This is a genomic window from Actinotignum sp. usb-actsch-213 (genome assembly GCF_059085665.1).
Genome location: NZ_JBHNSQ010000080.1, coordinates 28,178 through 48,890 on the forward strand (window position 1 = coordinate 28,178; position 20,713 = coordinate 48,890).

14 protein-coding genes and 1 tRNA gene are annotated in these 20,713 nt (G+C 60.0%); 12 read left to right on the forward strand and 3 right to left on the reverse strand.

Annotated features, from left to right (window positions below):
- Nucleotides 1-247: 247 nt before the first annotated feature.
- Nucleotides 248-2,629, reverse strand: coding sequence for a DEAD/DEAH box helicase (locus AC5RK6_RS08575; RefSeq protein WP_320757814.1), 2,382 nt, complete (start codon nucleotides 2,627-2,629; stop codon nucleotides 248-250).
- Between the two features lie 153 nt (nucleotides 2,630-2,782).
- Here AC5RK6_RS08575 and AC5RK6_RS08580 point away from each other — a divergent pair, with 153 nt between their 5' ends.
- From AC5RK6_RS08580 to AC5RK6_RS08595, 4 genes are all read left to right on the forward strand, one after another.
- On the forward strand, nucleotides 2,783-4,345 hold the full coding sequence (locus AC5RK6_RS08580; RefSeq protein WP_320757815.1) for a class I SAM-dependent methyltransferase: 1,563 nt from the start codon (nucleotides 2,783-2,785) through the stop codon (nucleotides 4,343-4,345).
- Nucleotides 4,346-4,475: 130 nt separating this feature from the next.
- Nucleotides 4,476-7,202, forward strand: a complete 2,727-nt coding sequence (topA, locus tag AC5RK6_RS08585) for a type I DNA topoisomerase (RefSeq protein ID WP_320757816.1) — start codon at nucleotides 4,476-4,478, stop codon at nucleotides 7,200-7,202.
- On the forward strand, nucleotides 7,203-7,868 hold the full coding sequence (gene tmk, locus AC5RK6_RS08590; RefSeq protein ID WP_320757817.1) for a dTMP kinase: 666 nt from the start codon (nucleotides 7,203-7,205) through the stop codon (nucleotides 7,866-7,868).
- Nucleotides 7,865-9,244 carry a DNA polymerase III subunit delta' gene (locus AC5RK6_RS08595; RefSeq protein WP_435730815.1) on the forward strand — a complete coding sequence of 460 codons (1,380 nt, stop codon included), beginning with the start codon at nucleotides 7,865-7,867 and terminating at the stop codon, nucleotides 9,242-9,244. The genes tmk and AC5RK6_RS08595 overlap by 4 nt, the downstream gene beginning before the upstream one ends.
- Nucleotides 9,245-9,333: 89 nt before the next feature.
- Here the strand turns inward: AC5RK6_RS08595 and AC5RK6_RS08600 are convergent, their stop codons facing one another.
- The gene (locus AC5RK6_RS08600; protein ID WP_016443332.1) at nucleotides 9,334-10,407 is read right to left on the reverse strand and encodes a 2,3-butanediol dehydrogenase; all 1,074 of its coding nucleotides are present in this window, start codon (nucleotides 10,405-10,407) and stop codon (nucleotides 9,334-9,336) included.
- Between the two features lie 302 nt (nucleotides 10,408-10,709).
- Between AC5RK6_RS08600 and AC5RK6_RS08605 the strand changes: the two genes are divergently transcribed.
- Together AC5RK6_RS08605 and AC5RK6_RS08610 are read left to right on the forward strand one after the other, a co-directional pair.
- Nucleotides 10,710-12,227 (forward strand): alpha/beta hydrolase, encoded by a 1,518-nt coding sequence (locus tag AC5RK6_RS08605; protein WP_143231838.1) that lies wholly within the window; start codon nucleotides 10,710-10,712, stop codon nucleotides 12,225-12,227.
- A gap of 562 nt (nucleotides 12,228-12,789) precedes the next feature.
- A tRNA-Thr gene (locus AC5RK6_RS08610) sits at nucleotides 12,790-12,862 on the forward strand.
- On the opposite strand, the gene AC5RK6_RS08615 is transcribed toward AC5RK6_RS08610, so the two are convergent.
- Nucleotides 12,818-13,210, reverse strand: coding sequence for a helix-turn-helix domain-containing protein (locus AC5RK6_RS08615; protein ID WP_145989824.1), 393 nt, complete (start codon nucleotides 13,208-13,210; stop codon nucleotides 12,818-12,820). The genes AC5RK6_RS08610 and AC5RK6_RS08615 overlap by 45 nt on opposite strands.
- 53 nt (nucleotides 13,211-13,263) lie before the next feature.
- Here AC5RK6_RS08615 and AC5RK6_RS08620 point away from each other — a divergent pair, with 53 nt between their 5' ends.
- From AC5RK6_RS08620 to AC5RK6_RS08645, 6 genes are all read left to right on the forward strand, one after another.
- Nucleotides 13,264-13,509 (forward strand): helix-turn-helix domain-containing protein, encoded by a 246-nt coding sequence (locus tag AC5RK6_RS08620; RefSeq protein ID WP_369277840.1) that lies wholly within the window; start codon nucleotides 13,264-13,266, stop codon nucleotides 13,507-13,509.
- A 7-nt stretch (nucleotides 13,510-13,516) separates the two neighbouring features.
- A complete protein-coding gene (locus tag AC5RK6_RS08625; protein ID WP_101657611.1) occupies nucleotides 13,517-14,074 on the forward strand; it encodes a hypothetical protein in 558 nt (185 codons plus the stop codon).
- 182 nt (nucleotides 14,075-14,256) lie between these two features.
- Complete coding sequence (locus tag AC5RK6_RS08630) at nucleotides 14,257-15,546, forward strand: hypothetical protein (protein ID WP_145989820.1); 1,290 nt, start codon at nucleotides 14,257-14,259, stop codon at nucleotides 15,544-15,546.
- Between the two features lie 29 nt (nucleotides 15,547-15,575).
- On the forward strand, nucleotides 15,576-16,361 hold the full coding sequence (locus tag AC5RK6_RS08635) for a hypothetical protein (RefSeq protein WP_435730814.1): 786 nt from the start codon (nucleotides 15,576-15,578) through the stop codon (nucleotides 16,359-16,361).
- Between the two features lie 66 nt (nucleotides 16,362-16,427).
- Nucleotides 16,428-17,450 (forward strand): hypothetical protein, encoded by a 1,023-nt coding sequence (locus AC5RK6_RS08640; RefSeq protein ID WP_101657614.1) that lies wholly within the window; start codon nucleotides 16,428-16,430, stop codon nucleotides 17,448-17,450.
- Nucleotides 17,451-17,658: 208 nt separating this feature from the next.
- Nucleotides 17,659-20,640: a VaFE repeat-containing surface-anchored protein gene (locus tag AC5RK6_RS08645; RefSeq protein WP_257960057.1), complete on the forward strand. Its 2,982-nt coding sequence runs from the start codon at nucleotides 17,659-17,661 to the stop codon at nucleotides 20,638-20,640.
- Nucleotides 20,641-20,713 lie beyond the last annotated feature (73 nt).

Genomic DNA, 20,713 nt, shown 5'->3' on the forward strand with positions numbered 1-20,713 from the left:
TCGCGCGAATGGACGCTCGCGCCACGGCAGATGTTATTGCCCTGCAAACAGCCGAGCGGGTGATTAACCAGGGCTGGTCACTAACCGAAGCCTGCACTAAGAGCGAGCGTAGCGCGCAGCGCGATGGCTCAATTGTCGAAGAATGCAGCGAAACCGAAGAAGTATTTTTGATTCGGCTACGCACCCGGGCTCGCGCGGTGCCAGTAACGGTCCGAGTAACATCGCGGGCAGGTCCTATTGAGCGAGGTCACGGCTCCGACTCCGCGACCTCCAGCTCATCGAGTGCACAACTCAAGGCACTGAGCACCAGCACCGCGCCCTCTTTCCACAGGGGATCATTGTTATTACCGCATTTCGGGGATTGGACGCAGCGCGGGCATCCGTTCTGGCACGGGCAACCGGCCACGGCATCTCGCGTGGCGCGGATCCACTGCCGGCCGGCCCGATATCCCCGTTCGGCACATCCCGAACCTCCGGCCGCAGCATCGTGGACAATCACGGTGGCCGTTCCGGTATCCGGGTGGTACGCGGTAGACAGGCCTCCCACATCCCACCGGTCGCAGATGGCAAAGAGGGGGAGTATTCCGATTGCGGCATGCTCAGCGGCGTGTAAAGCACCGGGAACATCCGCGGCAGGGATACCGAGTTCCTCCAGATCCTGGGATGCCATCGTCCACCATGTTCCGCACGTCTCCATGCTGCGCTCTCGCGGAATAATGGGGTGAAACCCGAGGTACATGCCATCGCGGGCCCGGCGCAGGTGGTATCCGACGACCCGATTGAATACCTCCACATCCCCCCAGGCCCAGGTCCCGAGCCGGGTGGCGGTACGGGAGCGCGAACGGAGGATCTTCACGGTTGTCTCTTCAGCGGCAAAGGTCCGCAGATCATCCTGGGGTCGATGCCGCACGATAGCCACTTCACCATCACAAGTCTGTACATCGAAAGGAATGCCCTGATGTATGTAGATAGCCCCCGGGTACACGGTGGTATCTGCTCGCGTGGCATCCACCGTCCCCAGAACGTTCCCGTCTTCTTCGTCAACAATGGACACGGTGCTTGCCTCGCCGCGCAGGTTCACCAGCTCGTGAGCGCTAATCCCCGCATGCCCCCAGAACCACCCGCCGGGGCGGCGGCGCAAGAGCCCCTGCTCGCTCAGGTCGTCGAAAAGCGAAGTATCAGGGAGTCCGAAAATAGCAGCATCACCTTCGTTCAACGGGTGCTCGGCGGCGGCTGCGCACACCTGCCCGGTCAAAACATTCGGATTGAGCGGATCGAAAACGCTGGCCTCCGCGCCCGTGCTCAGTACCGTATCCGGGTGGGCCAGAAGATACTGATCCAAAGGATTGGAGGTTCCAATAAAGACAGCCAGCCCGGAACTTCCCGCCCGCCCGGCGCGTCCCGCCTGCTGGTTAAACGAGGCCGTTGTTCCGGGCCACCCGGTGAGAATAACCGCGTCCAGTCCGGAAATATCGATACCCAATTCCAGGGCATTGGTTGTTGCCACGGCCCGCAATGCTCCAGAACGAAGTCGTTGCTCCAAATCACGGCGTTCTTCAGGAAGATACCCGCCGCGGTAAGCCGCTACCGCCTGGGCCAGAGACTTGTGTTCTTCGCGCAACAACTCTTGGGTCAGCCCAGCTACCCGTTCGGTTCCGGCCCGCGAACGCACGAAGGTGAGAACCCGCGCCCCTTCTGCCACGAAACGAGCGGTGAGATCGGCCGCCTCTACCGTGGCCGAGCGGCGCACGATTTCTCCCTCACCTTCCCGTACCTGCCCGGAAAGAATATGGTCGGTCTCGTCGTCGTCCACAGGAGAACACTGCCACAAGGCGATGGTACGTTCGCCGCGCGGGGAGGCATCATCTGTTACCGCTTCGACAGGGCCAAAGGCCGTTCCGATAAATCTGGTGGCAGTTTCCTGCGGTTCTCCGGCAGTTGCCGACAGGAAAACAACTGTGGGCCGACTGCCATACAATGCTGCGATACGCAAAATCCGGCGCACCACATGACCCACGTGCGCTCCGAAGAGCCCCTTATACGAATGAAATTCGTCGACAACGACCATCCGCAACCCGCGCCAGATCCGCTGCCATCGGTCTTTCTGGGGCAGCATCGCGTGATGCACGAAATCGGGATTGGTCAGCACAATATCGGCGTGGTCGCGCGCGAAAGTCTTCTCCTCCGAGTCGGCATCCCCGTCTGCGGTAGCCACCGTGATCCGGGAATCAACATCTCGAGCCAGGGCCCGCAACGAGGTGTACTGGTCTGCCGCCAAAGCCTTGGTCGGGGAAAGATAAAGCACGGTGGGAGGAGCGCTTACCCGCGCCAAACTAGTCGAGCTACGCGGGCCCAGCATCTCGGTGAGCGCCGGCACCCACGCCGCCAAAGATTTCCCCGAACCGGTCCCGGTGGCCACTACCGTGTGGATACCTGCGTGAATGAGATTCGCGGCGCGGACCTGGTGCTTCCACAGCTGTGGCACACCGTGGCTAGCGCAGGCGCTTATTACCCGCGGGCTGACCCACGCGGGCCACCCGGCTACTCCCGCGGGGCGGGCATCTTGTTTGCGCAGCGCTACCAACTGTCCCGCGGTGGCGGATTCTTCAAGAACGGATAGGAGACGCATATGTGTAGTGTGCCCGATGAGGTACCGAAGGCCAAAGAACTGCGAGGTATGGAGCCGAGAGCCATGGGGTTGAGGGCCAAAGAAAGCCACGCTAGTTCCCGTTTCTCTCCCCGGGGCTTTCCTCAACACGGCCGGGCAGTTTACTGTTATGGCATGGAGCTCTTTGTCCCGGGCGCCCCCGAGCGCCTCGCCACCACGTTACGTCAAGATCTCACAGGCTATACCACCGCGCATATCTCGACCCTGCTCGGCCCCGAAGCCACCGCTGCCATGCGCCGCGAACAGCGCATTCCCGCTCTTCTCGCATGCGAAAACGTGTGCCACCAGGCCACTGCGCCGCATACCGAAGCGGAGATCCTGGCCTGCCAAGTCCGTCTCCTTATTCTCGGCGATACTCTCAGCGCAGAAGAACTTGAGAGCGCCTTCCCCGCCACCTTCGGGGATCGGGTCACGCGCGATGCCCTGCTCGCGGTCAGCAACCCGGGATATCGGGCCCGCTTCCAAGTGGTTCCCGTTCCGCTAGACATTACTAGGAGGGGCACCCGGCGTATCACCCGTACCGAGGTGCTTATCGCCTCCGATTTTGGGGAACTGGCCGGCCGGGTACCCGGAGCCCACCACGTTATGCCGGTGGGTGGGGCCACCCGCACCCTCGCGAATATCGTCACCTATAGCGGGGGACGGGTTTTGGATGTGGGAACGGGATGCGGAATCCATGCCATTAGCGCCGCACTGCAAGGCTGCGAGGTGGTTGCCACCGATATTTCTGCGCGAGCTTTGCAATTCGCCGCCCTAAATATCGCGCTCGCGGCCGTACGGGTAGAACTACTGCACGGTTCTCTTTTCGAACCGGTGGAGGGGCGTTTTGACACCATCGTGTCCAATCCACCTTTTGTTATCACCCCCGCGGCCGTCCGGCAAAAAGTCGATTTCGAGTATCGCGACGGTGGATTTGGTGGGGACACACTCCTTTCTGAACTCATCTCCGCGCTTCCCGCCCACCTCACAGATACCGGCACTGCCTATATTTTGGGGAATTGGGAAGTGGAAGACGGCTGCTCCTGGGATACCCACCCGCAGGTGTGGGCCCGGGTGGCGGGCCTCGATGCCTGGTTTATTGCGCGTGATGAGGTCGATCCGGCTCACTATGTAGAGATGTGGCTCCGGGATGGTGGCCTGCGCCCGCGCGATACCGGATACGAGGAGGCGTATCGCGCCTGGCTCGATGATTTTGCTGAGCGTGGGATACGCGCGATCAGTCTGGGATACGGGATCCTCTCCCGCCCGGCTGCCGCTCGCGAACCCATGATCCGCACCGAGGAAATACCGGGCCGCCCCCAGGGCGATATCCGCCAGCATATTCAGCGGGTTTGGAAGAACCGGCACCTGGTGGCCGCCCCCGATGAGGAATTAGCACAGCGCACCCTGACCCGCACCGAGGTGATCGAACATCGGTTTTATGACCCGGGGGCGGCCGATCCGCTACGTATTATTCTCGCGCACACGGGCGGATTCCAGCAGACCCTCCCGGCTGATTCCCAAGTCGCGGCTTTCGTGGGCGCCTGCGATGGTGAGTTGAGCGTGAGCGCCCTGTGTCAGGCGATTGCGCGTATTTACGGAGAGGAGAGCGCGGATGTCCAAACCCGTCTCCTCGAGACGGTGCGCGAGCTCATCGCCACCGGGTTCTTGATCGAAGGAACAGGAACTGGGAACTAGGCGATAAACAAGAGAGTTCCCGTGACGAGCATCGGTTTTCGCCGCGGGCGTGCTACCGTGTGACAACAGGGCACAAAATATGTGTTGGAGGCGTGGCCGTGTCACGCCGTGAGTAGTGAGGGATGCAGTTGTGACGAAGCTGGTTATCGTGGAGTCTCCCGCCAAGGCGCGCACGATCGGCAGGTACCTGGGTGAGGATTTCGAGGTGCTGGCGTCCGTGGGGCACATTCGAGATCTGCCTCAGCCCTCGGAATTACCCGACAACATGAAGAAGGGACCCTACGGGCGCTTCGCTGTCGATGTGGACGGTGACTTCTCGCCCTACTACGTTATTTCTGCCGGGAAGAACAAAACGGTTGCCGAGCTGAAGAAAGCTTTGAAGAACGCCGACGAACTCTTCCTGGCAACCGATGAGGACCGCGAGGGAGAAGCGATCGCCTGGCATCTCTACGAGGTGCTCAAGCCGAAAGTTCCCACCTCGCGGATGGTTTTCCACGAAATCACTCCCGAAGCGATCTCCCGTGCCCTGGAAACACCCCGCGCGCTCGATACCCAGCTGGTAGATGCCCAGGAATCGCGCCGTATCCTCGACCGGTTGGTCGGTTACGAAGTCTCGCCCCTGCTGTGGCGCAAGGTCGCCGCGGGGCTTTCCGCCGGCCGCGTCCAATCCGCCACCACTCGCCTGGTTGTGCAACGCGAACGCGAACGCATGGCTTTCGTTTCCGCATCGTACTGGGACGTGACCGCCACCTTCGGTGTGTCCGAACAATTCGAAGCAGCCCTCCATTCTCTTGATGGCGCACGGATTGCTTCCGGTAAAGATTTTGGCGACGACGGCGCACTATCCGCCAAGGCGACTAAGGACGGCGTACGGGCTCTCAACGCTGAGCTGGCTGGTCAGCTGGCAGAAACCCTCGAAGGCGCGAGGGGCACGGTACGCAGCCGGGACGAAAAGCCGTATCGCCGTCGTCCTGCCGCACCTTTCACTACCTCAACCTTGCAGCAGGAAGCCGGGCGTAAACTGCGTCTCTCTTCGCGTCAAACGATGCGGATAGCCCAGTCGCTGTACGAATCGGGCTATATCACCTACATGCGTACCGATTCCACGAACCTGTCCGCGCAGGCAATTAGCGCGGCCCGTAGCCAGATCAAGGAATTGTACGGGCAGGCTAGCTTGCCGGAAAAGCCACGGTTCTATGGTAAGAAGGCGAAGGGCGCGCAGGAAGCGCACGAAGCTATCCGCCCGGCCGGTGATCATTTCCGCACTCCGCAGATGGTGGCCGGTGAACTCTCGGGTGCCGATTTCCGACTTTATGAACTTATTTGGAAACGTACCGTTGCATCCCAGATGGAAGACGCACGTGGGCAGACGGTTTCTCTAAAAATTGATGTGCCGGTTGGTGGTGCGGCCGGAGCACAAACCGCCACCTTCTCCGCATCCGGAACGGTGATTACTTTCCCCGGGTTCCTAGCCGCATACGAAGAAGGCCGGGATGCCAATCGTTACGAAGCCACGGATGCCGCCCGGCTCCCGGATGTGAAAGAAGGGGAGGAACTGCCGGTGAGTGCCCCGCAAGCCACCGGCCACGAAACTCTCCCTCCGCCGCGGTATACCGAAGCGTCGCTGGTGAAGAAGATGGAAGAACTGGGTATCGGGCGCCCCTCAACCTACGCTTCCACGATTTCCACTATTACTGATCGTGGGTATGTGGAGCACCGCGGTCAGGCGCTTGTTCCTACCTGGACCGCTTTCTCCGTGGTGCGCCTCCTGGAAGAAAATCTCCCTGACCTGGTTGATTATGATTTCACTGCGCAAATGGAAACCGATCTCGACCGAATTGCAGAGGGTAGCGGGGATCGGGTGACCTACCTGTCGAAATTCTGGCGGGGAGATGGCGATAAACCGGGCCTGGAAGGGCGGGTTGAATCCCTTGGCGATATTGATGCGCGAGCCATTAACTCCACTCCAATCGGGGAGGGGATCACCCTGCGCAACGGAAAATACGGGCCCTATCTGGAAGTGGAAGGTTCCGATAAGCGCGCCTCAGTGCCGGCAGGCATGGCCCCCGATGAAATGACGGTTGAGGCCGCCCATGACATCCTGGAGAAGGCATCCTCCGATGGACGTGAACTGGGCGAGGACCCTGAAACCGGGCGGCGCGTCGTCGTAAAATCTGGACGTTTCGGGCCGTACGTGACTGAAATTATTCGCGAAGGTGAAGTTGCGCTCACGCCCACCGGGAAAATCTCCAAAAAGGCACCGAAGCCGCGCACGGCCTCGTTGCTGAAATCCATGCAGCCGGAAACTGTCACGCTGGAAGAGGCCCTGCGTTTGTTGCACCTGCCGCGCGTGATCGGGCAGGGCGAGGACGGTGTGGATATCACCGCGACGAACGGGCGATACGGACCGTATATTACCCACGGGAAAGACACTCGCTCGTTGGAAACCGAGGAGCAGATTTTCACCATCACCCTGGAAGAAGCGCAGGCGTTGTTGGCCCAGCCCAAGCGGCGCCGCGGGCAGGCAGCCGCTAAGCCCCCGCTCAAGGAGCTGGGGACCGATCCGGTGACCGAAGCTCCGGTGGTGCTCAAGGAGGGCCGTTTCGGTCCGTACGTGACCGACGGGAAAACGAATGCGTCCCTGCGCAAGGGCGATACCGTGGAGGATATTACCCCCGAGCGCGCTTACGAGCTGCTTGCGGATCGGCGCGCGAAGGGACCGGTAAAACGGCGTACGGCGGCGAAGAAGAACACGGCTAAGGCTCCCGCCGCGAAGAAAACGACGGCGAAAAAGAGCACGGCGAAAAAGTCTAGCTCGAAAAAATCCGTTACCGGATCGACCACCGAGAAGGCATAAATGCGCGGGGCATTCATTACCTTTGAAGGCGGGGATGGAGCTGGGAAAACAACCCAGTTGCAGCTGCTTGCCGCGGAGCTTTCCAAGCGGGGATATACCGTTGTGCAAACCCGGGAGCCCGGGGGAACCATGCTCGGCACCCAGATTCGGGAGCTACTCCTGCACGGGGGTGCCGTCAGCCCGCGAGCCGAAGCCCTTCTGTACGCCGCGGACCGTGCCCAGCATGTCGCTTCCGTTATTCGCCCGGGTCTGGAGGCCGGGGCGGTCGTGCTTTCGGATCGCTATATTGATTCGTCCCTGGCATACCAGGGTGGGGCGCGTGATCTGGGCGGGGGAATCCGGGCGATATCCGAGTGGGCTACCGAAGAACTCTGGCCGGATCTCACCGTGCTCCTCGACATCCCGGAAAACGAAGGCTTAGCGCGCGCGGACGATGGCCAGTATGACCGGATCGAGTCGGAAGGCCGGGAGTTCCACCGGGCGGTGCGCGAGAATTTCCTCGCGCTCGCGGCGGATAATCCGCAGCGCTACCTGGTGCTCAACGCGCGTGATACCGTTGCTGATCTTGCCGCGCAGATTATTGCGCGGGTGGAAAGTTTGCTGGCGGGTCTCGAAGAGCTGGCGGATCGCGGTGCGCCTCAGCTAACCGCGGGAGAAACCTCATGAGTGTTTTCGATGCGCTTATTGGCCAGCGGCCGGTTGCCGAGCTCTTGCAGCGAGCGGCCTGGGCCTCGCGGATCGATGACCCGGAGCTGCGCGGTCCGGCCGTTGCCGCGGCTGCTGCGCGCGCCGCTACCGATGCGGTGGCCGCGTCGGATACGGATACGGCTGCGGATTTAAATACGGCACTGGATGTTAGTACGACGACGGATATTAGCAGCGCGGCAATGGCTCAAGCATGGCTGGTTACCGGGCCGCCCGGATCGGGTCGGTCAGTGGCCGCGCTGGCCTTCGCGGCTGCCGTGCAATGCACCGGCCCAGTGCCCGGCTGCGGGCACTGCCATGCCTGCACCACCACGCTGGGCGGCACCCATCCCGATGTAATCCGGATGGATCCGCGCTCGGTGACAATTTCGGTGGAAGAAACCCGGTTGCTGGTGGCATCTTCCTATACGTTCCCCTCGGTGGGCCGGCGGCGCATCATCATTATTGAAGACGCGGACCGCATGCTGGAACGCACCACGAATGTGCTTCTCAAAGCAATTGAGGAGCCTCCGCGCGATACCGTGTGGATTCTGATTACTGCCTCGCCCGAGGATATGCTCCCCACCATTCGTTCCCGGTGCCGCCACGTGGCCCTCCAGGTTCCGAGCGTAGAGGCGGTTGCCCAGCTCCTGGCCGGAGAATTCGAGGTGGATGAGCGCACAGCTCGCGCAACCGCGCGTATTGCTCAATGCCATATTGGGCGGGCTCGCGCACTACTTCGTGATCCGCAGGTTGCGGCAGAGCGCGCGGCTTTACTGCGGGAAACTCTCGATTTGGGTGGAACATCAGATGCGGTGGTCGCTGCCCAACATCTCCTTGATCGCTACCCGGCGAGCGCGGGTGCGGCGTCGAAAAATATTGCTTCGAAATCCGCGCACTCTGGCACCGCCTCGAAAAAGGGCGCGAAGGCGGCGGCTGATACCGAAACCGATACCGAGCTCGCGGAATTCCGAGCGAGCATCGGCCTGGGGGAGCGGGAGAGCGGTTCGGCCTCGCAGCGCGCTCAGATCCGCGCTTTTGAGGAACAGCGAAAAAAGCGGGCGGTGCGGGAGGACCGTGACTATCTGGACCGGGCCATGCTCGATGTTCTGGCTCTCTATCGTGATGTGCTAGCGGTGCAGGTTGATGCCGGCGTCGAACTCATTAATGCCGATTTTGAAACACAGATCATCGCGGCTGCGGCTGCCTCCACCCCGGAACTCTCGGTGGCGCGCATGGATGCGGTGGCGCGGGCGCGGCGGCGTCTGGCCGCGAATGTTGCCCCGCAGCTCGCCCTCGAAGCGATGTTTATCGAGCTCGCTTTGCCGTCGCTAGCGCAACCATCTCAAGCAAACTAACGGGCCGGTAGAAACCTTCCCTCGTCTTCCCCCGAGGAATAGCTTCTGTACCGGCCCGCCAGCTTGACGTTACCGCTTACTTCAGTGGGTTACTTCATCGAGACGAGGATTTTTACTTCACCCGGATTACCCCGCAGGCGCTTGTACCCATCCTCGACAATGCGATCCGCGGTGATCTTCGAGGTGATGAGCGGCTCCAGGTTGACCTTGCCTTCCTGCACCAGCTTGATGGCCGGTTCGTGATCATTGCAGTAGCCAATGCACGCGCTGATGGAGCGTTCGGGCATCATAATGGCACCCATGAGATCCAGCTCGAAGGGATGAGCGTGCAGAGCTACCACTTCGAGGTGCCCGCCGGTGGTGAGCACGCTGAGAAGCTGATCGGCCACCGCGGCAATACCGGCGCAATCGAAAGCGAAGTCCGCGAGCACGCCGTCGGTAAATTCCTTCACCTTCTCCAGCAGATCCTCTTCCGCAGGGTTGACGATAAGATCGGCAACCCCCACTTCCTCGAGCTTCGCGCGGCGAATTTCGGACGGTTCGGAAACAATGGTTTTCACGCCGTAGGCCTTGAGAACCGAGGCGGTGAGCAGCCCGATAGGACCGGCTCCGCCCACTACGGCGACCTTGCCTTCAGCCTTCCCGAAAGCAGCGCCAGCATGCACGACAGCGTGATGACCAACGGAGAGCGGCTCGATAAGAGCGGCCTGATCGAGCGGAATATCTCCAACGTTATGAACCCAACGTTCTTCCACCACGATCTTCTCAGCCAGGCCACCCCCGCGTCCGGAAATTCCAATGAATCCCATCTTTTCGCAGAGGTTGTACATGCCCTTCTTACAGGCCGGGCATTCCCCGCATACCATAAACGGTTCCACTGCGACGCGATCCCCGACCTTCACCTTGGTCACGCCTTCGCCAACTTCATCCACAACTCCGGAGAACTCGTGACCGAAAACCACCGGGAGAGTTTCTCCGGAAATGGGGTGCGGTTCATCAGCCGAGGGAGCCGGTGGCATGACCCCATCAAAATACAGGTGCAGATCAGAGCCGCAAATACCGTTATATGCCAAGGAAATCTTCACGGTTCCCGGCTGGAGTTCAGGTTCAGGAATATCCTCAAGCCGGACATCTTCCTTGCCGTAGTAGCGAATAGCCTTCATTCTTCCTCCTATGTTTGGGCACGCTTGCACAGCGCGCACGCGATATCCATCTACCTGCCGGGACGTTCCGGCGCACCCTCTGCATCCGCGGCCTTTCACGGCGGCGCCAGTGGACACCGTTCAGTGGCGTTGAAAATAAACGACCGCGATACATCCGAAGATGTGTAGTGAGTATCACATTTAGTGTGTCAGAGGGTGACCGCCCGCGCAATGCCCGAGACGCGAAAATGCAGTAATTGCACGGCTAGCGAAATTATGGCGGCCTCCTGCCTATTACCAGCTTGCTCCCGTACGCTAGACACGTGAAAAGAACTCTTGCTGCTCTCGGCGCCGTGCTGTTTTTAGTCTCCGGGTGTGCCAATAATGCCCTGGTGCGTGGCGGCACCGGCAATACCTCCACCGGCGGGTTGCCCGAATATCCGGCGCAGCTCGCCCGGTTCTATGAGCAGCGGGTGGAATGGACTTCTTGCGGCAAAGATCAATGCGCTCGCGTCCAGGTTCCCATGAATTATGAGGACCCGGAAGGGGCGACCATCGAATTATCGATGCGGAAACAAGAGGCGAGTGGCAGCGCCGTCGGCTCTATTTTTATTAATCCTGGTGGCCCGGGTGGTTCGGGTCTTGAGTTGCTCCCCACGGCCTCGATTTCTCTGGGCAAGGATGTTGTCGAAAAATATAATGTCATTGGTTTTGACCCGCGCGGGGTGGGCGAATCCACCCCGATAACCTGTTTCACGGATGCGGAATTGCAGCAGCTCGTAGATACCACCTACCCGGATTCCGATCCGGAGGCGGGCGCGAAGGAGGCCGCGGATGCGCGGCGGGTGGCCGAACGCTGCAAGGAGAAAAACGGCGAGTATCTCAAGTACGTTGATACCCGTTCGGCGGCGCAGGATCTCGATGTGCTGCGTCACCTGGTGGGGGATCGCTCGCTCAACTACCTGGGCTATTCGTACGGCACGTTCCTGGGCGCGCAGTACGCGGATCTTTTCCCTGCTCACGTGGGGCGTATGGTGCTCGACGGCGCCGTCGACACCACCCTGGGCACGGCCCGTCTCGCCACCGATCAAACGCGTGGTTTCGAAGAATCCGCGCGCCGTTTCGTGGAATGGTGCCAGCAGGAACAGGGTTCGCGCTGCCCGTTGAAGGGGAACGTGGATGAGGGCATCGCGCATATGCGCGGTATTATCGACGCCGCCACCGCCACCCCCATCGCCACCGGGAATCCGAATATGCCGCTTACCGGCGCGCAGGCGCTATCGGCTTTCACTATTCCGTTCTACAGCAAGATGCTGTGGCCGGTGCTCATGGAGGGGATTTCGGAGGTCGATAAGCAAAATAAGGGGACGGTTCTCCAGCTCATCGCCCTGACCGGGCAGAGCCGCGATCCGAGCGACGGGCATTTCCTGGATAATTCCACGGAAGCGAATTGGGCTATTAATTGTGCGGATTACCGGCCCGCCACGGATGCGGAACTGGAGGAAGCCTCGCGGGCTACCAAGGGTGGCCCGCTGCTCGGGGATGCTTACGCGGGTTCGGATCTGTGCCAGGTGTGGCCCACCCAGGCGAAGGAGAATCCGGGGCCCTTCCGCGCGGCCGGCGCGGCGCCCATCATCGTGATCGGCACCAAGTACGACCCGGCTACCCCGCAGGCTTGGGCGAAGTCCCTCGCTGAGGATTTAGAATCTGGCGTGCTGGTGACCTGGGAAGGTGATGGGCATACCGCTTTCGGGACCGCGGGCCGGTGCATCGATGATCCGATTCGCCAGTTTTACCTCACCGGAGCCGTCCCGGAGAACCTTAATTGCCCGGCGCGTTAGCGTGGTGAGCGGGCGCTTCGTGGCGAGCGGCCGAGGTGGGCGAGGTGCGGTGAACGCCGGGCTGAGCGGGCCGGGGCGTGTGCTTAATATCGGCCTATCGTCCCAGGTCGGCATGGAATTGCTGCAAATTTCACGAAGTTACGGTCCCGTAGTGAAGTTGTACACATAAATAGGGAACGCAATTCTTTGCTCCCTTAGCGCCGGGGCGTTATGCTTGTATGTGCTGACGCGGCCATTCTTGAATGGGCTTTCAAGCAGGGCTGATTGTCAAAAACTTTATAGGCCTGAGCCGCCGGTTGTGGTGGTCGGTGTGCTCATCTGGGGATGTTGTAATCCCCATGTTGCTCCCCGAGGCGAGTTCATGTGACTCTCGCCCCGGGGAGCAACACTTTTCTTTCCTTTCTTTTTACGACGACGCCGCGCCTGCCGCCCGGTCGCCTTGCCCCGCCCGCAACGTTCGCTAGCTCACGGCTCCGGGGTTTGCGTGCCCGCGCACCGGCCGGGTAGTATGCATCTGTTGCCTTGTGAACTGGCCGCATACGCGGCTAGCTGCGGGTAGCGTGCCACCTTAGCTCAGTCGGCAGAGCGATTCACTCGTAATGAATAGGTCGAGAGTTCGATTCTCTCAGGTGGCTCTGAACGGCCTGTGCATCTTCGGATGTGCGGGCCTTTTTCTTTTGCTCTTCCTCTACAACGGAGTCGGGAAGAAGTGCGGAGATAGGCACATCCAGAAAAGCTGCGGTAGAAACAAGGTCTTGCACTGACCATGGAGTTTTACCCAAAGTTTTCCGCGAAACACTTGCCTTATTGAGCCCGAGCCAGTTCGCTAGCTCCATTTGTTGTTTTCCGCGACGGCGAAGCCAGAGAATGACATTAATGCCAACGGCCTCGTCGCTCGTGAGATTTAGTTCTTCAGCGGCGATTGACATGCCTATAGCGTACCATCCAGTCGCATCACGCGCAACTGGCACGTCTTGACGCATCTGGCCGCACCATATAGGCTTGCAACCAGATGAGCGTAGCGCAACTAGGGGGTATGGTGCCTAAACGGATTTTGACGACGAGAGAAGTTGCTTCTCTTATGGGTGTAAGCCGTACTACTGTCACACGCTGGTGCTCCGAGAACGATATCCGCGCCGTAAGACTTCCGTCCGGCCAATGGCGCATCCCTAAGTCGGAGGTTGATCGTATTCTTGCGCCGGTTGCGGAGGATGCTTCGCCGGATAATGCCGGCGAGGTGTCAGGCGCGGCTCTGCCGGGCCAGTTGGAAATTTTCGGGTAGGCACCTCATGGACACGACGTTGGAGTTGGGGCAGTCGGTTGTTATTCAGTGCTGGAATTTGAATATCGGCGATGAGGGCGTGTATTCGCCAGAACTGGGCATGCGGGTGTGTGACCCGTGGGTGTATGTAGCTTTCGATGTGGACTGCGTACCCGAAGAACACTTCGATAAAGCGTGTCGGGTGCTTGAGCATTTTAAGGTGTGCGTGGAGGGCGGCGAGATTCGCCTGGGCTACAACCTGAACGCACTCCCGGAGGAGCTGTGGGGTTGGTGTTTGCCGTGGCTGGTGTGCGGCCTGGCTTACCGCACGACTCCGGCGTTTGGCCCCAACGCTAGCGAGGGTGAGGATGTGTATGTTTCCCACTCCCAGATTGACCCGCTTGTGGGGCTTATAGTCGCGAACCGCACGGACACCTGCATTGGTACGTGGCTTGGTGGGGAATGCTTGAAGGTCGCGGCTTTCACGTCGCCGGGCATCCTTACCCGAGAGACGGTTTTCCCGCCCGCGTCCTCGCAGATCGCTGCGGAAAATCTCAGCGAGTGGCTGGAGATAATCCCATGGTAACCGCCAGTAGTTCTATGTTCTTCCCTTCCATCGACGCTGATAGTTGGTTTGCTTCTTCTATTATGCGTGGGTTGGTTGGGGGCGCGCTTCCCATTGGCGCGCGGGCTTGGCTGGCCTTCGGTACTCCTAGAGGGCCAGCCAGCCCTATTCTTCAACACGAACAGCGGGGGAGGTGAACACCCGTGAGTAGTGATCTCTTCGTTACCCGGAAAAACCGCGGCGGCACCTGGATGACGAATGATGTCGTGTGGGGCGTGCGCTTGTCTGCCCCGACGCTCGGCTTGTTCGTCTATATGCTCTCGATGCCACCCCACGCTCCGAAGACTCGGGACTCGATGAGCGGGCATTTCGGACTCGGCCGGCGTGCGGTATCTACCGCGCTCAAAGAACTCGAGGTTGCCGGTTTGCGGTATCGGTTCCGTGTTGCTGGTGGGCGTGGAACATTCGCGACGGTCACGGTGCTTTCTAGTGAGCCGATCAGTCTTGAGGAAGCTTTTCTTGAAGTTCCGGAGAGTGTGCGCGGCGATGTGGTGGCGTGTGTATCCCCGCGGCCCGATGGTGAGGAAGTCGTCCAGCTGGACGTGGACGGTCATCCGATCACCATCGCCGACGGCACGGACGAAGCCTCCAGTGACGAGAATACACATAGCGACATGCCTGGGTTATCCATAGGTGGTGTGGCCGGGGTACCGGTTCCGGTACCTCGGAGTGAAGTGGCGGAAAACCGCCAAAACCAAAACGCTACCGTGGGGGTGTCTGTTGGCGACACCGGGTTATCCACAGGTGATTGTTCTCCGGGGTACCGGTTATCGTCCGTCGGTGAGCGGTACCCCTTAAACCAATACCCTTCTTCACTACGTTCAGAAGGGATTAAATCCAACCAACCAGCCCGGCCTGAAACGCCAGCAGATGATTCTCGTTTGGGTGTGGTTGGTGTGGATGGTGACCCAAGCCAGCAAGGCGTGGTGGGTGCCACTGTCGTGGCTACCCACACGCCAGCACCTGCCGGGCCGGACTCGACGACGCCACAGGGGCCGGGCGTGGATGCGGCGGGGGATGCGGTTGTGGTGGCGTCTTGTGTTCCCGAGCGCCTGGCCGGGTTTATTGCTCCTTCACGCTTGCAAGTGGTGGCCCGTGATTTGCGGGCCGCGTTAGATGCGGGCTGGACTGCAAGCCAGGTTTACCGGCTCTTGAATAGCTCCCCGATTCCGGGCGATGTCCGGAATGTTGGGGGTTTGGTGGCGTATCGGATTCGCCAGATCGCTGCCTCCCCGCCAGTAACCAACCAGCGGGCGGCGCGGGGGTATTCGATGGACGAACTCACCGGCCTGCTCACCGAGGCGCAAAGGGTTGCGCCGGGTGAGGCTCGGGTGTTTGAGGCTCGGATTCGGGATGACCCGCGGCTTTCTCGGGCGTGGCGGCAAATGATCTTGGCCGAACTACCCCAAACGGTAGCGGTAGCCACACACTAGGTTTTTGAGGTTTTTGGAGGGAGGTTGTTATGGACACACACGTTGAACGCAGTGTCGTCGGCGTGCCCAAGGCACTGCTGGAAGATGAGCGGCTCTCGTTTGATGCTCTAGCGTTGGCGGTTTACTGCCTGGGGCTGGGTGAGAATGCTTCGGCGGGTTATCGGGCACTGGCGGGGCGTGGTTTGAGTGAGGCCCGCACCCGTAAAGCCCTCTCGGAGCTGGAAGCCGCGGGTTATCGGTTCTGGGGCGCGGATGGTCGGGTGGTGATCTCGGATACTCCCATGACAACCTCTCCAACGCAAGCCACAGCAGCCGCGTCGGCAGATACCGCAAGCACAACCGGCACGGGCCAGGGGATGGTGCGTGAGCGTCGGGAACGCCGCGAAGTCCCTGCGGGTGTTGATGTGGTGGATGAGTGTGTACCCGCACCGCTAGCGAATCTGCTGAAAGGGGTGGGTCGTGAGCGTGCCACCGGGTATCTCGAGGAAGCACTCGATCACGGCTGGACGAAACACGCAATCTACAACGCTTTGAATAACAACCCATTCCCGGCGGACGCGAAGAATCCAGTGGGTCTGGTGATTTATCGGATCCGGCATATTGCGTCTAAACAGCCACGCGGCACCAAACAACCACCAGCGCCCGCGCCGGTAGCGCCGGCTCCAGAAGAAAAGCCGGGCGCGGCCTCGCTGGCGGTGTTTAGTCTTCCTGCCCGCCAGCCACCAGACACTAAGAGTGGCGTGGGTTCCCAGGTTGGCGGGCAGGAAAACCTCCGCGCGATACGCGAACGCATAAACACGCTTCGGAGTGTTTAAAGTGTCGTAACGGTAAGGCACCATTAGAGACAAGAGAAGAAGCAAACTACGAGGAAGAACCAGACCATGGACATCACCCGAATCAAGAACCGGAAGGCGTATGTGCTTGCCGGTATAGGAATTATCGCTATCGCGCTCATCGTCGGTATCGCGCTGTATTTGCGTGGGGTATCGGCCACTAAGGATGCCCGTGCTGACTACACGCGAGCGGCGGCGGAGTATGCGGAAGTGAAGACCTCCCTGGAGGAACAGATCAAGACGGTTGATTTCCAGCCTGTCCAGTGCTCTAACGACGGGGGTAATCCCGAGAGCTGTTTTAGGGCGCTTGAGTTGCGTGCCTCGATTGAGGGCGAACTGGCCAAGCCTATAGATGCTCGCAAGGCCGAGACTCTTGGTGCTAAGGAGGCACGCGCGGCTGCGACCGCTATTTCCGAGCGTGTGAGCGTGTTGCGCGGGTGGGGTAGCGAACTCGAAACCAAGATGGCCGAACTCGATGAGGCTTTCTCTAAGAAGGTCACTCGGTATGTGACTGGTAAGGGCGAGGACGGTACCTCGGTCTTGAAGCGGTGTGAGAAGGTCTTGGGCGAAGCGCGTCAGCTCGCTGGTGAGGCGACTGGCAAGGTTGCTGATGGTGGGATTATCACCTCGATGAACCAGAAAGCAGCCGGCCTAGAGGAAGAATGCGCTCGGGTGCGAGATAAGCACGGTGAGATGCGGTGGCGTGAGGTTCAAGAGCGTGTTGCGGCTTTGGGTTTCCAGATTCATGACTTGGAGGATGCGATGAATAAGACTCGCGCCGCTATCGGGACGGTTGCGTTGCCTGACCAGGCAGTCCAGCCCGAACAGGCCGCTTCTTCGGCTGGCTCGTCAGCGTCTTCGTCGTCGGTGTCGTCTTCGTGGGGGAGCGACAACTCGGATTCTGGTTATGAGGCAGCTCCTGCGCCGGCTCCGGTGGCGCCAGCACCTGCTCCCGCAGCTCCCGAGCCTGCCCCTGCTGACAATGACGGATGGGTAGACACCTCGACCGGAGGTAATTTCTGCGCGGGTACGGATTCCAATGGCAATAGCTGGACTTACGAATGCCCCTAAAACCAAAAGGTGGCTCGGTGCTTGCGCCAACAAGCACCGAGCCGGTGAATCCCTCCAGTTTTTCGCAATGACCTTAAACATTTCGATATAGAAAGGACTCGTTACCATTATGGCAGCGACCACACATGCCCGGCCAGGAGGCCGGACGCTTGCCGCGCTCCTTGCGGTATTTACTCTGATAATTTCAAGCTTGCTTGGCGGGAGTGCCATGGCGGCTTACGATTCCACGGTTGGGCGCGGCATTGACCTCATCGGTATCAATGCCTCGGGTGCTTTGCGGCTTGGGCCGCATATTAACCAGACTCCGCAGATTGGCGGGGTAGGGATTGATGCTTCGCCTCAGTGGTGTATTGATGGGAAGAAGGCCGACCCGGGGCCGAATGATTTGACTTCAATTGCGACCTTGACGGATTCCGCGCAGCACGTGCCCGAGCTGGCGCTCACGACACCGCAGGCCGCTTGGCTTTTGAACAAGTACCAGGGCAACACCACAGATAACGAAAATCTCGCGGCGTTGGGTTTGCTCATGCACGCGAACTTCGAGAACACCGCCTCGGTGGCTCATGAAATCGCCGGGGCAACGCAAACCCAACAGCCGGACGTGTGGGCACGAGCCATTCAATACGTTGCCGAGGCCCGTAACAGTGCCGCCGTCGGCTACGAAGCCGGCCGCGTAGAGGGTGAGAGCCAACGCGAGGGAAAGCTATTCAACATCGGTATTCATCCTGATAACGCTGATTTTTGGGTTCCCAATATCCCCGTAAAAATCACGCTCACAGGGCCTGCCGTTTTCAAGGAGAGCGGCAGCACGGTATGGGAGGGCGTTACACAAGATCGCCCTATCACTCTCGAATGGAAAGCCAGCGGTAATGGCGTTGTTCAAGCGGATTACGCTTACAAAACCAAGTTCCGCACGACTCTCACAAAGTACGGCTCAGATGGCTCCATCCAGGACATGATCACGTACGGCAACCGACCGGCGAACGATCCTGAGACCATCACAGGGCCTGGGCCGTCGTGGCGTGTGATTTTTGACTTCCAACCCACCGGCACCAGCCAAGCCGCCAGCCAGGAGATCAACCTTGACGGCACCATTTCGGACACTCTCACCACATCGGTTGATAAGTCCTATGGTGATGGGCAGTGGACGCAGGTAAACAACCAGCCGGTTCCTGTGGTTTATACCGCGACCGCGTATTGGGCGGGCCGTGAAAAGCCCACCACCAGCACCACCATCCCAGCAGGTGCCGAAGTCCTCGGCAGCGTGGACGTTACAGCCACGGGTGAGGGCCAGAAGCTGGAAGCGAAGCTAACCACACCCAAGCGTGGTTACGTGAGCTGGGTTTGGTCGGTCGATAAAGCCAAGCAAGGCGCGAACAGCCAGTATATTCACCAGAACTGGGCGGATTCTTACGGACTGGAAGCAGAAACGACATCAGAGAATTTCGACTTCCGCCCCCTCGGCACCTCGAACGTGGCTGACGCGAAAGTAATCGACAAGGGCACAATGTTGTCCGATACGTTCGAGGCTAAGGCCGACCCGGCTTATCGGGATGGTGAATGGACACGCATCGTTGCGCCTGGCGCGTCGTTTGATGAAGGCACCTTCGTGCCGGTGACCTACCGGGCGAGCGCATATTATGTTTCCCCGACCGAACTCCCGACCACCACGGACTCTGTGCCGGCCAGTGCGGAGCTGATTGAATCTGTCACGGTCGTAGCTAATGGGCCGGGCCAGATCAAGGCCACGCTCTCGCAGCCCACAGTAAAGGCCGGGTTTGTCACCTGGGTTTGGGAAGTCAAGGCTGAAGACCAGCCCGCGGATTCCGCGAAGTGGATTAAGCCAGGGTGGGCCGACCAGTTTGGCCTGCCGGACGAGACCACGTCGGTGCGTTACCCCGCACAGATCGACTCCACCTTGTCTATCCGCGACACCAAGTCGGGTACCTATTTGGTCGATGATGTGTGGGTGACGGGACTCCCTGCTAATCATCCGGATTTCGCGGGTGGGATGGGTTTCAAGGCCGACACCGCGACCATTTCGCATGAGGTGTTGTTCTTCCCCCACGGCCTTGCCGTTACCGAGGCCAACCGCGATAGGGCAGAAAAGATCGGCGAAACGGTCACAATTCCCGCCCGCAACGGCTTCTACCCCAGCGTGGGTGAAATTTCCTGGTTGGTGAAGCAAGACGCTAATGGTAAAAATCTGCCGGGCACCTATGTTTTCGTTTCGTCGTTTGCTGGTGATGACCGCGTCCAGCCACTCACGACGAGCGTCGAGGACGTGACGGAGCAATTCACCATCACCCCTGAGCCGTCGATTCACACCACTTTGACGCATGAGAACACGCACGTGGCGCCGAATACCGACAAGGTGGAGCTTGTCGATACGGTCTCTTACCAGAATCTCAAGCCTGGTAAGGAATACGTGCTTGAGGGAACTCTGATGGATAAGGCAACCGGTAAGCCGCTCGAAGACGGAAACGGCACCAAGATTGTTTCCACGGCTGTGTTTGTGCCGGAGACACCGAACGGCACCGCCACTGTCGTATTCACAGTGGACGGAAGCCTGTTTGCGGGTAAGCAGACGGTTGCGTTTGAGAAGCTGACGCAGGATGGTCGTGAAATCGCTGTCCACGCCGACATCAACGATCTCAATCAGACGGTGACGTTCTCGAAGCTGGCAACCACCGCGACCGACAAGAGCGATGGTGACAAGGTGATCGCGCCGGTGCCTAACGCCGTGATTACGGACAAGGTGTGCGATGTTTCCGGCACGTTGGTGCCGGGTACCGAGTATGAAATTACGACCGCGTTGATGTTGGATAACGGCGATGCGTTGCTCGACAAGGACGGCAAGCCGGTGACGGTTACCTCGAAGTTTATTCCAGCGGCCGCGAACGACTGCGCCTCGATTGACATCACTTTCGATGCGAGCAAGCTCGCGGGCAAGAAAGTCGTGGTCTTCGAAACCGTGACCCAAGACGGCAAGACCATCTCGGTCCATCACGATCTGAAGGATTCCGCTCAGACGGTGAGCGTAGATACGCCTCCGACACCTCCGACACCTCCGACGCCGCCGGCTCCTCCCTCGCTGATCCGCACTGGCGCCAGTATCACCCTGGCTGCTCTCGCAGCCGCGGGTCTGGTTGTTGGTGGTGTGTGGCTCGTGCGCCGCAAGCGCGCCTAACCAACCAGACTCACCCGGGGTAACTCGGGGTGAGTAAGTGCTCCGTGTGCGCGTGTTTTCCATGGTCGAGGCG